Origin of the sequence: Enterococcus columbae DSM 7374 = ATCC 51263 (assembly GCF_000406925.1) — a bacterium.
Classification (GTDB): Bacteria; Bacillota; Bacilli; order Lactobacillales; family Enterococcaceae; genus Enterococcus_E; species Enterococcus_E columbae.
The window spans coordinates 218151-230547 of the sequence record NZ_KE136347.1 but is presented as its reverse complement, the minus strand read 5'-3'; the positions used below and the strand labels follow the sequence as shown (position 1 = coordinate 230547).

Annotated in this window: 13 protein-coding genes; all 13 read right to left on the bottom strand. The window is 37.0% G+C overall.

The annotated features are described in order from the left end of the window. Positions 1-90: 90 nt before the first annotated feature. The gene (hisIE, locus tag RK02_RS01155; RefSeq protein WP_016182401.1) at positions 91-738 is read right to left on the bottom strand and encodes a bifunctional phosphoribosyl-AMP cyclohydrolase/phosphoribosyl-ATP diphosphatase HisIE; all 648 of its coding nucleotides are present in this window, start codon (positions 736-738) and stop codon (positions 91-93) included. A gap of 15 nt (positions 739-753) precedes the next feature. Next, a complete protein-coding gene (hisF, locus tag RK02_RS01150; RefSeq protein WP_016182400.1) occupies positions 754-1506 on the bottom strand; it encodes an imidazole glycerol phosphate synthase subunit HisF in 753 nt (250 codons plus the stop codon). Further along, a complete protein-coding gene (hisA, locus tag RK02_RS01145) occupies positions 1496-2221 on the bottom strand; it encodes a 1-(5-phosphoribosyl)-5-[(5-phosphoribosylamino)methylideneamino]imidazole-4-carboxamide isomerase (protein WP_016182399.1) in 726 nt (241 codons plus the stop codon). The genes hisF and hisA overlap by 11 nt, the downstream gene beginning before the upstream one ends. Further along, positions 2218-2841, bottom strand: a complete 624-nt coding sequence (hisH, locus tag RK02_RS01140; protein ID WP_016182398.1) for an imidazole glycerol phosphate synthase subunit HisH — start codon at positions 2839-2841, stop codon at positions 2218-2220. The genes hisA and hisH overlap by 4 nt, the downstream gene beginning before the upstream one ends. 57 nt (positions 2842-2898) lie before the next feature. Further along, complete coding sequence (gene hisB, locus RK02_RS01135; RefSeq protein ID WP_016182397.1) at positions 2899-3492, bottom strand: imidazoleglycerol-phosphate dehydratase HisB; 594 nt, start codon at positions 3490-3492, stop codon at positions 2899-2901. Then, a complete protein-coding gene (gene hisC, locus RK02_RS01130; protein ID WP_016182396.1) occupies positions 3485-4549 on the bottom strand; it encodes a histidinol-phosphate transaminase in 1065 nt (354 codons plus the stop codon). Before hisC ends, hisB begins: the two co-directional genes overlap by 8 nt. Continuing rightward, positions 4546-5826: a histidinol dehydrogenase gene (gene hisD / locus RK02_RS01125; protein ID WP_016182395.1), complete on the bottom strand. Its 1281-nt coding sequence runs from the start codon at positions 5824-5826 to the stop codon at positions 4546-4548. The genes hisC and hisD overlap by 4 nt, the downstream gene beginning before the upstream one ends. Further along, positions 5823-7370 carry an ATP phosphoribosyltransferase gene (gene hisG, locus RK02_RS01120; protein ID WP_016182394.1) on the bottom strand — a complete coding sequence of 516 codons (1548 nt, stop codon included), beginning with the start codon at positions 7368-7370 and terminating at the stop codon, positions 5823-5825. The genes hisD and hisG overlap by 4 nt, the downstream gene beginning before the upstream one ends. A 151-nt stretch (positions 7371-7521) precedes the next feature. Next, a complete protein-coding gene (gene recO, locus RK02_RS01115) occupies positions 7522-8292 on the bottom strand; it encodes a DNA repair protein RecO (protein ID WP_016182393.1) in 771 nt (256 codons plus the stop codon). Between the two features lie 17 nt (positions 8293-8309). Then, positions 8310-9209, bottom strand: coding sequence for a GTPase Era (gene era, locus RK02_RS01110; RefSeq protein WP_016182392.1), 900 nt, complete (start codon positions 9207-9209; stop codon positions 8310-8312). Positions 9210-9326: 117 nt separating this feature from the next. Further along, positions 9327-9719, bottom strand: coding sequence for a diacylglycerol kinase family protein (locus RK02_RS01105; RefSeq protein WP_016182391.1), 393 nt, complete (start codon positions 9717-9719; stop codon positions 9327-9329). Then, a complete protein-coding gene (gene ybeY, locus RK02_RS01100; protein WP_016182390.1) occupies positions 9703-10182 on the bottom strand; it encodes an rRNA maturation RNase YbeY in 480 nt (159 codons plus the stop codon). The genes RK02_RS01105 and ybeY overlap by 17 nt, the downstream gene beginning before the upstream one ends. Beyond that, positions 10183-12384, bottom strand: a complete 2202-nt coding sequence (locus RK02_RS01095) for an HD family phosphohydrolase (RefSeq protein ID WP_016182389.1) — start codon at positions 12382-12384, stop codon at positions 10183-10185. Between the last annotated feature and the right edge of the window lie 13 nt (positions 12385-12397).

The window sequence follows — 12397 nt, the reverse complement described above, 5'->3', positions numbered from 1 at the left end:
GATTTTCATCTTTCCATTGTTCTTAGTAGCTATTCAATTCTTCTTTAGTTTACTCGTTAAAAACTTATCTTGTCAAGCACAAATCAAGAATTATTGCATGGTTTCTTGTTTAACCTTATGATCAATGACATGTCGCTTAGCTAACTCCTGACTAACCTCGTTCAGACTAATGCCTTGATCGATCATCAAAACCAATAAATGATAAGCTAAATCAGCCAACTCAAAAATCGTTTCTTGCTTATCTTGTTTCATCGCACCAATAATCACTTCGGTGGACTCTTCGCCGACTTTTTTAAGAATTTTTTCTAAGCCTTTATCAAATAAATAATTGGTATAACTTCCCTCTTTAGGCTGCACCTTGCGATGGGTAATTAATTGGGTTAATTCAGCTAAGGAAAAATCAACCACATGCTGTTTTTCCTCAATAACGGTATTAAAGCAAGAATCAGTATTTAAATGACAAGCAGGCCCCTCTTTATCCACAAGTGCCACTAGAGCATCACAATCACAGTCAGCCTTTAGCTGAACCAGATGTTGAAAATTACCACTGGTTTCTCCTTTTTTCCATAATTTTTTTCGACTGCGCGAATAATAAGTCATCAGTCCTTCTTTTAAGGTTAAACGTAAACTTTCCTCGTTCATATAAGCAAGGGTTAAAACCTTTTTCGTATGTACATCCTGCACAACTACTGGGATTAGTCCGTGCTCATCATATTTTAAGCGCTCTATTGCAAGCATTTTGTCACCCACCTTTTATCTCACTGGAATATTTTTTAAACGTAAGGCTTGTTTTAAATCAGGAATTTTAACTTCTCCATAATGAAAGATTGAAGCAGCAAGACCCGCTTCAATATTCGGTAATGCAAATAAATCGATAAAATCTTGCACCTTGCCAGCGCCACCTGAGGCAACAATTGGCACCTCAACCATTTGACTGACTGCTTGTAGTAGTGGAAGATCAAAGCCTTGTTTCACACCATCTGTATCCATACTATTGATGACTAATTCGCCACAGCCCAATTCTACTCCTTGTCGAATCCAGGCTAAGGCATCAAGCCCAGTATCTTCTCTCCCACCTTTAGCAAAAACATGCCATTGATTGCCTACACGTTTCACATCGACTGATAAAACGACACACTGACTGCCATAACGATTAGCCGCTTTAGCAATCAATTCAGGTTGACGTAAGGCCCCCGAATTGACACTAACCTTATCCGCACCACAACGTAAAACACGTTCAAAGTCAGCTAAACGATTAATCCCGCCACCTACTGTTAAAGGAATAAACACCTCTGAGGCTACCTGCGTTAAAATATCAGTAAAAATGCCTCTTTCTTCAGCTGAAGCGGTAATATCATAAAAAACCAGCTCATCTGCACCTTGATCGTTATAAAACTTGGCCAAAGCAACGGGATCATTGACATCTTTTAAATCACCAAATTGGACCCCTTTTACGACCCGACCATGTTTCACATCAAGACAGGGAATAATCCGCTTAGCTATCATTTTCATCAACCACCTTTAATATTTCAGCCAATTTTAAGCTCTGATCATATAATGCTTTACCGACAATGACGCCATGAATCCCAATTGCTTTTAAGGCTAAAATATCCTCCATTGAAGCAACGCCACCAGAAGCGATAATCTCTAAACCTTCGATCGTCAGCAGTTTTTGATAAAGTTCAATATTCAAGCCTTGTCCGGTACCATCTCGAGAAATTTCGGTAAAAATCACAGTTTTAGCTTGCCATTTAGCTAGTTGCTGACAAAAGGTAAAGGCGTCGGTTTCTGTCGTTTCCAGCCAACCTTCTACTGCGACTTTCCCCTCTCTAGCATCGACACCAATGGCAATTTTATCTTGATACTTCGCTAGCATTTTTTGCGTAAATTCAGGATCTTTTTGCGCAATTGTCCCTAAAATCACCCGGCTAACCCCAGAATCTAAGCAGCGTTTAATCGCCTTTTCATCGCGAATCCCACCACCTAGTTCCACAAATAAATTCGTCGTTTCAGCAATTTGTTTAGCTACTTCAAAATAACGTTGTTGTCCATCTTTAGCACCATCTAAATCCACTAGATGCAGATATTTAGCCCCTTGCGCTTCAAAATTTTGGGCATAAGCCACTGGATCTTCGCCAAAGACTGTACTTTGATTATAGTCGCCTTGATATAAACGCACGACCTTTTGATTCAACACGTCAATCGCCGGAAAAATCTTCATCCTTTCACCTCCGAAAATGCTTTTAAGATATTTAACCCTACTTGTCCACTTTTTTCTGGATGGAATTGCGCGCCAAAGACATTGTTTTGTTGGACAATACCCGGGACGTTAATCCCGTACTCACTAGTTGCCACAATTTGATGCGCACAATCCGTGGCATAAAAACTATGGACATAATACACCTGATCATTTTCAGTGATTTTGCTAATTAAAGGACTAGTTTGCTGAAACTTTAAGGCATTCCAACCAATATGTGGCACCTTTAGCTGAATATTTTGTTCATTAAAGGCATTTTTTAACGAGACAACCCGTCCACCAATAAGACCTAAGCCTTGATGTGAACCAAATTCTTCACTTTCTTCAAATAACAATTGCATACCAAGACAAATTCCTAATAAGGGTTTCCCCTGATTGGCTAATTGCTGAATTGGTTCAATTAGCTTAGTTGCTTTTAATTGACTCATCGCATCACTAAAGGCACCAACACCTGGTAAAATAATTTGATCACATTGCTCTAAGATATGCCAATCACTTGTAATCACGCGTTCAATTGCTAAGTATTCTAAGGAGCGAGCAACACTAAATAAATTTCCTACTCCATAATCTACAATCCCAATCAAATCATTTCCTCCTCATGCTTTAACTAGGCTTCATGTTAAATATAAATCTAACACAAGCTATAAAATCGTCCCCTTAGTTGAAGGGATTTCCTCTGGCGCAGCAGGATTAATCGCCACAGCTTGACTTAAGGCTCGTGCTAGGCCTTTAAAAGTTGCTTCAACGATATGATGACTGTTTTTACCAGCAATTTGATGTAAATGAATCGTAGCACCTAATTCTCTAGCAAAAGCAATAAAAAATTCTTCCACGAGTTCTGTATCAAATTGTGTACCAATCTTTTCACTTGGAATGTGTAATTCAACGACAGCCATCGCACGCCCACTGATATCTATCGCACTCATAACTAAGGCCTCATCCATCGGCAAAAGCATGCTACCATAACGAGTAATCCCTTTACGATTACCTAGTCCTTGAGAAAAAGCACGGCCAAGTACAATGGCGACATCCTCAACTGTATGATGCGCATCTACCTGAATATCCCCATCACAAGAAATGCGTAAATCAAAACGGCCATGCTTAGCAAATAAAGTCAGCATATGATCGAAAAAGCCAACGCCTGTTTGAATTTGACTATCTCCCTTGCCGTCGATAGCTAGGGAAAGTTGAATGTTCGTTTCTGCGGTATTGCGAGTAATTTTTGCCTTACGCATGAATATTTTCCTCCTGCAAAATTTCTTTTATTTTTTCAATAAAATAAACCATTTCTTCTTGGGTACCAATTGAAATACGAATAAAGTTACGAATACGTTCTTGATCAAACCAACGAATATAAATATTGTCTTGCTTTAATCGCTGATATAAATGCTGTCCGGTAATTTTAGGATGTGTTGCAAAAATAAAGTTTGCTTGGCTAGGTAAAACCTCAAAGGATAATTGTTGTAATGCACTACAAACATACTCTCTGGTCGTAATAATTTTTTCAATACATTCATCCACATAATCCTGACTGTTTAAAGAAGCTGCTCCACAGTATAAGCTCATGGTATTTACGCTATAAGGATTGATACTAAATTTTAATCGATTCATATCCTGAATGATTTGCTCATTAGCAATTGCATATCCCAACCTAGCACCAGCTAACTGTCTTGCCTTAGAAAAAGTGCCAACGACGATCAAATTAGGGTAATGCGCCACCTCTTGAACGACTGATTCTTTACCAAAATCAGCATAGGCTTCATCCACAATTAATAGCCGATGAGGGTTTTGGCTTAAAAACTGAATGATGCGCTCTTTTGAAATAACCAAACCAGTCGGTGCGTTCGGATTAGCAATCACTACCGTCTCACTGCTTCCTTCATAATCCGCTAAATCAATTTGAAAGGCTGCATTTAAAGGAACAATTTTAGCTGGTACTTGATAAAAATGACGATAGACGTCATAAAAGCCATAACTAATATCTGGAAAAGCCACCCCATGCTCCGTAAACCCTTGAAAAAGTAGGGCTAAAACATCATCACTACCATTTCCGATAAAAATTTGCTCTTCTTTGACCCCTAATTGCTTGGCTAAGGGTTGGCGTACCATCCGACAAGTCGGATCACTATATCGAGATAAGGTCATGGCTGCCTGTTTAGCGGCTTCTAGAACTGCTTGTGGAGGATCATAAGGGTTTTCGTTTGTATTTAATTTAAGAATTTGCTGCTCATTGACTTGCTCACCTGGCGTATAAGGAATCAAGCTGTGATATTTTTGATTGAAAAAACTCATTGTTCATCCTCCCTTCGAATCAGTGCCGATTGTGCGTGGCCCTGAAGACCTTCAGCCTGTGCAAAATGAGCGATGGCAGTAATTTGCTGTTGTAAGGCTGTTTTTGAATAATATAAATAGCTACTCTTCTTCACGAAATCATCAACATTTAACGCTGAATAAAAACGAGCTGTCCCTTCCGTTGGTAATGTATGATTTGGACCAGCTAAATAATCTCCTAAAACCTCTGGTGTATAATGACCTAGGAAAATACTGCCAGCATGTTTGATTTGTCCTAAATAGGCAAACGGTTCTAAAACTGCTAGTTCTAAATGTTCAGGAGCAATTTTATTGGCTATTTGACAAGCTTCTTCAATATTTTCTACTAATACCACCTTGCCATTATTTTCAATGGATTGACTAGCAATAGCTTTACGTGGTAAGTTGGCCAGTTGTTTTTGTAGTTCTTCTGATATTTGTTCAAAAATTCGTTGACTATCAGTTAATAAAATGGCCTGCGCTAAGGTATCGTGTTCTGCTTGCGCGAGTAAATCAGCCGCTAACCACTCAACATTCGCCGAGTCATCCGCAATGATTAAAACATCACTTGGTCCAGCTATCATATCAATATCCACCTGTCCATAAACCAATCGTTTGGCCGTAGCCACATAAATATTCCCTGGTCCAACAATCTTATCAACTTTAGGGATGCTTTGCGTCCCATAGGCTAATGCGGCAATGCCATGTGCTCCACCTACTTTATAGATTTGATCCACACCAGCAATTTGACTAGCAACTAAAACATTCGGATTGACCTTGCCCTCTTTATCTGGTGGTGTGATTAAAATAATTTTTTCAACACCAGCGACCTTAGCTGGGGCTACATCCATCAAAACTGTACTCGGATAAGCCGCAGTCCCGCCTGGAACATAAACACCTACGCAATCTAAAGGCAAAACTCGTTGTCCCATAACCTGACCAGCTTGAGTCATAATATAACCATTATTTTTTTGTTTTTCATGAAATTGATAAATTCTATGCCATGCTTGTTTCATAACTTCAACTAGCGCTGGATCAACCAGTTCAAAAGCTTGCTTAATCTCAGTAGGGCTAACTAGAAACTCAGTAGCTTGATATTGATCAAATTGATAGCTAAACTGCTTCAAAGCATCATCTTGATTGGTTTTTACTGCCTCAATAATTTCACGAACCTTATCTGTTACATCGAGTGTTTCACTAGCTTTTCTCTTAAGAATCGTTGTGAGTGCATCCGTTTTAGTTGTATATTTTCTTATCATAATTGCTTTGCCACCTTCTGCACAATTTCATTTATTTTTTTCCCTTTAAAGCGATAGGCTGTCTGATTGGCCACTAATCTAGCAGACGAATCAGCTATCTTTTGTAATACTGATAAATGATTTTCTTTTAAAGTTTGGCCTGTTTCTACAATATCGACAATCACATCAGCTAAGCCTAATAAGGGGGCTACCTCAATAGAACCATGTAATTGGATTAATTCAACCGCTTGCCCATGGGCTGAAAAATGATTCCGGGTAATTTGCGGATATTTCGTTGCTACCTTTAACGCACGCGTTTGATCCACCTGTTGATTTTTTGGCCCTGCGATTGCTAAAAAACAACGCCCCATTTTTAAATCTAATAATTCTAATACATCTGGGGTACTTTCAAGTAAAACATCCTTACCGACTACACCAATATCCGCGACTCCATGCTCCACATAAATTGCCACATCACTAGGCTTCACTAAAAAGAATTGAAGTTTATTCATCTCATCTGTAAAAATTAGCTGACGATTCGCCTGTAAAATATTTTCTGCACATAAATTGGCCTCAACAAAGCATTGATAAACCTTTTCTGCCATCCGTCCCTTAGGAAGTGCCACTTTCACATAATCATCCTTCACCGCTGTCAAAGATAAGCTTGCTGGATGAAAAAGTTGTTCGTCTAAATAAACTGCAAAGCCAATTCCTTGCTGTTTTTTACCTTGCCGTAATAATAATTGATCGTAGCGTCCACCAATTAAAACCGGCGTAGCTACATCTGGTAAGAAACCATGAAAAATCAATCCGCTGTAATACTCTTTGTCGTCAATAATCGATAAATCTAAACGAAAAACCTGCTTAGGTAATGTTCGCATCAGTTGTTTTAAATTATTCAACACCTGCTGGCTAGCTGAATCATTAAAAAGCATTAAGGCATCCTCAATTTGTCGCAAAACTGTCTCTTCGGTAAATAATAATTTTTGCAGTAATTGCCATTTTTCATCAGCAAAGGGGATTAATAAGGTTAACTTCTTTAATTCGTGAACGGCTTTTTGTTTGAGTGCCTGTGAAACAGCGCCTTTTTGCTTATCATCAAACCAAGTAAGGACTTCATCAAGTAAAATGCGATGTGAAAAAGCAATCTGACCTTGCCCAAATAACTGTAAACTATCAATTGCCAACTGTAATATTTCTTGTTCATCTGTTAAGCTTAGTTGCCCTATTTGCTCAACACCTAATTGATGAATACGTCGATACTCTTGATTTTTATAATCATGTCGATACACATCTTCATCGTAAAAGCAACGTTTTGCTTCATTAGCTCCAGTATTTTGAATAATCGATAGCGTAATATCTGGTTTTAATGCCATCACTTGCCCATTAGAACCAATAAAGGTAATCACCTCTTGTTCAGCTTGGTAATTACGACTTTGCACATATACATCATAGCTTTCAAAAGCACTTAAGTAATAACGCTGGAAGTGATGATGCTGGAATAATGCCTTCAATTGAATGGTTTTTTGTTCTTCAGTCGATAAATATTTTAAATATTCTTCCATTATTCCACTTCCAATCTGTGATAATTATTAAAACAATATTAAACTTAAATTAAATTTTAGTCAACCTCTTTAATTTTAAAGCCATAAAAAAACCTTTGTTTAATGGAGTTACATTCATTAAACAAAGGTTAATCTATTTCATTTTTTATTTTTAATGATTTGGTTCTAATATATCCTGCCAGTTTTTCATTTGATCAATAAATTTTTTGCTTTTTAAATGGATACCCACGTATTCCTCATATAAAAAATCAATAAACTTGCGTAGTTCTTGCTTGGTTTGTGGTTTAAAAGACAAATGATTTAATTGTTCATAATGAACATTAGCTAACTGACCAACCAAGTACATGATCTTTGGACTAGTTGGATAATGTTTAGTATCTAAAATCACATGTTTTTCACATAACAACCCATGGTATTTATGTGAAAAATAATATTGGTGATTTGCTTGGCCACATACTGCGCATTGCTGCCAATTAAAAATAACCCCAAATCGTTGAAGAATTTGAATTTCAAAAATATTGGTGATAATTTCAGCATCGTAACCTTGGTCAATTAAAAAGAGTGCTTCACGCAAAAAATGATATAAGTTAGGATCATAAATTCGATCTTCAATCGCTGCATCCGCTAAATTAAGCAAATAAGTAGCATAAGCCGACATAAAAATATCTTGTTGAATATTACTAAAGGGATGGATTGCTTTGGCACTATTTAAAAAGGAAAGATTTTCTGTTTTAAAGGTACCAATATAAATCGCTTCAGTAAACGGCTGAACGGCTGATTTCAATGGATGATTTTTGCGATGAATTCCCTTCACATAAAACATTTGCTTCCCAGCCGATTCGGTAAAGATTTTTACCAACATGTCATGTTCTTTGTGATTACGCGTAAATAAAATCAGCCCCTTTGATTCAGCTAACGCCATTTTTCCATCTCCTAATATTAATAATCTTCTTTGCGATAACCATAATCAGTTAGATAAGTCTGTTTATCGCGCCAATCCTTTTGTACCTTAACCCATAATTCTAAAAAGACTTTATCGCCTAAAAGCTGTTCAATGTCTTTACGTGCTTGCGTACCAATTTTTTTCAGCATCGCTCCGCCTTTACCAATAATAATTCCTTTTTGGCTATCACGCTCAATAACAATGGTTGCTTGGACCTGAACCTTATCATCTTGATTGCGTTTCATTGAATCAATAACAACTGCTACTGAATGGGGTACTTCATCACGCGTAAGCTGTAAGATTTTTTCACGAATGAGCTCTGATACGACAAAATATTCTGGATGATCGGTTACTTGATCATCTGGAAAATATTGAGGTCCAGCAGGCATTTGCTCACTTAATTCATGCATTAAAGTTTCAAAATTATTGCCTTGAGTTGCTGAAATTGGAATCACCTGAGCAAAATCCATCTGCTTTTGATAATCTTCAATTTGAAGCAATAGTTCATCTGGATGGATTTTATCAATTTTATTGATCACTAAATACACAGGAACCTGTAATTTTCTTAAGCGTTCAATGATCATATCATCGCCTTTTCCTCGTTTTTGATCGGCACTAACCATAAATAAAACGACTTCGACTTCTTTTAAAGCGCTGTAAGCTGCTTCCACCATATAATCACCTAATCGATGCTTAGGTTTATGGATTCCTGGCGTATCAATGAATACCATCTGTACCTTATCTGTGGTATACACCCCTTGAATTTTATTACGCGTAGTTTGGGCTTTGTCACTCATAATAGCAATTTTTTGACCAACAATTCGATTCAATAAGGTTGATTTTCCAACATTTGGTCGGCCCACAATCGCTACAAAGCCTGATTTTTCAATGCTCATTTTTATCCTCTTTTCTATTTTTTATTTTTTTGTCATTAAATAATAAAAACAAAGCTCAATACATGATAGACAATGACGATGTTTATCACGTATTGAGATAATTTTTAACCCAATCAGTTAAAAGAATAGATGATATAGCTTAGGTACAAAAATGAAGCAGCCAACTATTAAAGCAAACAACGCTTGTACCAAAACCATCCCAGCGCCAATGTCCTTAACCTTTTTGCCTAAGGGATGGAAATGATAGTTGGTCACCATATCAACCGTATTCTCCAAAGCAGTATTGGCTAATTCAGCCACGATTACCAAAACTGCACTTAATAATATCCAGAGCCACTCATTTAATGAAAGCTTCAAAATCACTCCTAATAGACAGACCGCTATTAATGAACAAATATGAAACCGTAAATTTCGCTCTTCTTTGAAGGCTACTTTAAGACCGCTGATAGCAAAATCTAATGAATAGCTAAAATGCTTATTTTTTGTTGTCTGTTTATCTTTTAAGTCCATAGGCAGTTAATATTTCCTCTTGTAAGCCAAACATTTCCTTCTCATCTTCAGGTGTCATATGATCATAACCATTCAGATGTAAAAAGCCATGTACAGCTAAAAATCCAAGTTCCCGATCAAAACTGTGGCCATATTCTTGCGCTTGTTCTTGTGCACGTTCGACTGAAATCATAATATCGCCTATATTTCGTGGCAAGTCAAAGTCATCTTCCTCATCAAAATGAATCGCTAACTCGTCTTCGCCTAATTCCTCTAACGCAAAGCTAATGACATCTGTGGCCTGATCTTTATTGCGATAGTCTCGATTAATCATCCGAATTTCTTCATTGTCCATAAAAGTAACCGACATCTCAGTATTTTCAGGCAATGATAGATAGCTACCAGCAAATTGTAATAACTTTTCGATTTCAGTAATCTTGGTAGCAGTTACTCTATTTTGTTCATCAATAAAGGTGATTTCCATTTAATTTTCTCTTCTTTCTTGTTCTTCTTTCATACTCTTAGCTTCTGATTCCATTTTTGGATATTTAATTCTAGAATGGAATGTACTACATAAGCCATTAACAATTGAATGTTCAATAGTATGAATTTCATTTAGTGTTAAACCTGATTCATCTAGTTGGCCATCTAAAATTCTCGATTCAATCAACTGATGAACAAATTCTTTAATCTTTTGATTAGTTGGATTATCCATAGCTCTTACAGCTGCCTCACAGCTATCGGCAATACTTACAACTGCTGCTTCTTTGGTTTGTGGCTTGGGACCTGGATAGCGATAGTCCTGTTCTTTTACTTCAGGATTGCGCTCTTTCGCTTTTACATAAAAATACTTCATCAAGGTCGTGCCATGATGCTGATTACAAATATCAATCACCATCTGCGGCATATGATATTGAGCCAAAATTTTAGCTCCATCAATCACATGACCAAAAATAATCTGCTTACTGTCCTCAGGCAATAAAAAGTTATGCGGGTTTTCAGCGCCATGAGGCAGGTTTTCTACAAAAAAGTTGGCATGCTTTAGTTTGCCCACATCATGATAATAACAGGCCACTCGAGTTAACAGCGAACGTCCGCCAATGGCAGCAACCGCATTGGCGCTAAGATTAGCTACCATCATGCTATGGTGATAGGTTCCAGGCGCTTCCTCTAATAGCTGTTTTAATAAAGGATGATTTGGATTACTTAATTCATTTAAGACCATCATGCTATCATCAGAAACCAATAACTCCAAATATGGAAACAAGCCCACAATAAACAATAAAGAGATGATATTGCCTAACCCACTACAAATAATTGTTAGCCAGGTTTTCCAATCAACAAAGCTCATTCCCTGCATCGTCACAATTACTAAACTCATCAAAACAGGATAAGCAACCGACCAAAGCAAGGTTTGCCAACGTTGACGGTAGATGGTACTTTTCTTAACAAACGTACCCATTAAACCTGAAAATAAATAGGAAATAAAAATAATCGTTACAATACTTGTTCCCACAGCATCATAATAAATAAATGCTGCCATCAATACTTGAAAAAGCGCAGCCAAAATAGCTAATCGCCGCTCTAATAAAGCATTAATGGTAAAAGGAACAAATGTGGCTGGAAAAAGTAAAGATAGGTAAGAAATGGATTCATTTTGAATTACCTGAATGACCTTCATAATTAATAAACCACTAAACATCAGGCACAAATACGCAACTATTTTGACCAAGCGTTTTTTCAAATTACTTTCTTGTAAAACAACACTTAGCAAGACTAAAAGCTGTAAAATAATTGCCATAATTAAAGCAACTAAAGGGAAAACCGAACCCTTTTGTGAAGTTAAGCCTAATAGCTTTAATTTTTCCATCGCAGTCGCATCGATTTGCGAGCCTTCACGAACAATAATCTCCCCTTGATAAATCATGACCGGTTGCACATCATCACGTGCTTTTTGACGTAACTGATTGGTTTTCTTTTCGTTCAAAAAAGCATTAGGAACAATTGCTTGTTTAAAAATAGTTTCTAGAATATTTTTGGCCGGCGTATCTAAAGATAGCTTTGCAACCTGATTAGTTAATTCTTTTTGAATAGCGGTGATATCGGCTTCTTTAATTTGCTTTTTATATTCCTTGGTTAAATATTTCAATGCCAGACTTTTAACTTGATTATATTCCTCATCTGATAGCGTAAATAGGTTTTGATAGAAAGTATCATCGAATTTTTGATAAAAGTTTAAATTATCTGTGTCTAGTGATTCAAATTGTTTTTTTAAATCAACGAGTTCATCTGCTATCGAAATTGAAGGTACCACGTCGCCAGCTTTTTGATTAGCCAACGCATCTTGGTATTGTTCTTGCGCTTGCTTTTTCACCTTAGTGACCAATTCAAACAATCGACTAACCAAGCTATATTGATTTTTTCCTACATCCTCTTGAAACGTATACTCAGGGCTCACCGCTTCAGCAGCGATTTGTTTACGTTTCTCAGTAGCAGCAACATTTTCAATCGTTTTATTTGCACGAATACTTTCATCAACTACTTGACCTTCATAATAATCGATTGTCTTGGTTTTTACACTAGAAAAGATGAGTGCTGTTGTTGCTACAAAAAACAGCAAAAAAATTACTGGTAACAACCAACGTCCTAAACGTTGTCTTAACTTCCATAAAGGTTCAACAATCATATTTTCATCTCCT

What these genes read in the sequence shown, in the direction of transcription:
- RK02_RS01105 (WP_016182391.1), bottom strand. Translation starts at nt 9,719, where the DNA reads ATGGACTTAAAAGATAAACAGACAACAAAAAATAAGCATTTTAGCTAT.
- hisIE (WP_016182401.1), bottom strand. Translation starts at nt 738, where the DNA reads ATGCTTGCAATAGAGCGCTTAAAATATGATGAGCACGGACTAATCCCA.
- hisD (WP_016182395.1), bottom strand. Translation starts at nt 5,826, where the DNA reads ATGATAAGAAAATATACAACTAAAACGGATGCACTCACAACGATTCTT.
- hisB (WP_016182397.1), bottom strand. Translation starts at nt 3,492, where the DNA reads ATGCGTAAGGCAAAAATTACTCGCAATACCGCAGAAACGAACATTCAA.
- recO (WP_016182393.1), bottom strand. Translation starts at nt 8,292, where the DNA reads ATGGCGTTAGCTGAATCAAAGGGGCTGATTTTATTTACGCGTAATCAC.
- hisF (WP_016182400.1), bottom strand. Translation starts at nt 1,506, where the DNA reads ATGATAGCTAAGCGGATTATTCCCTGTCTTGATGTGAAACATGGTCGG.
- era (WP_016182392.1), bottom strand. Translation starts at nt 9,209, where the DNA reads ATGAGCATTGAAAAATCAGGCTTTGTAGCGATTGTGGGCCGACCAAAT.
- RK02_RS01095 (WP_016182389.1), bottom strand. Translation starts at nt 12,384, where the DNA reads ATGATTGTTGAACCTTTATGGAAGTTAAGACAACGTTTAGGACGTTGG.
- hisG (WP_016182394.1), bottom strand. Translation starts at nt 7,370, where the DNA reads ATGGAAGAATATTTAAAATATTTATCGACTGAAGAACAAAAAACCATT.
- ybeY (WP_016182390.1), bottom strand. Translation starts at nt 10,182, where the DNA reads ATGGAAATCACCTTTATTGATGAACAAAATAGAGTAACTGCTACCAAG.
- hisC (WP_016182396.1), bottom strand. Translation starts at nt 4,549, where the DNA reads ATGAGTTTTTTCAATCAAAAATATCACAGCTTGATTCCTTATACGCCA.
- hisA (WP_016182399.1), bottom strand. Translation starts at nt 2,221, where the DNA reads ATGAAGATTTTTCCGGCGATTGACGTGTTGAATCAAAAGGTCGTGCGT.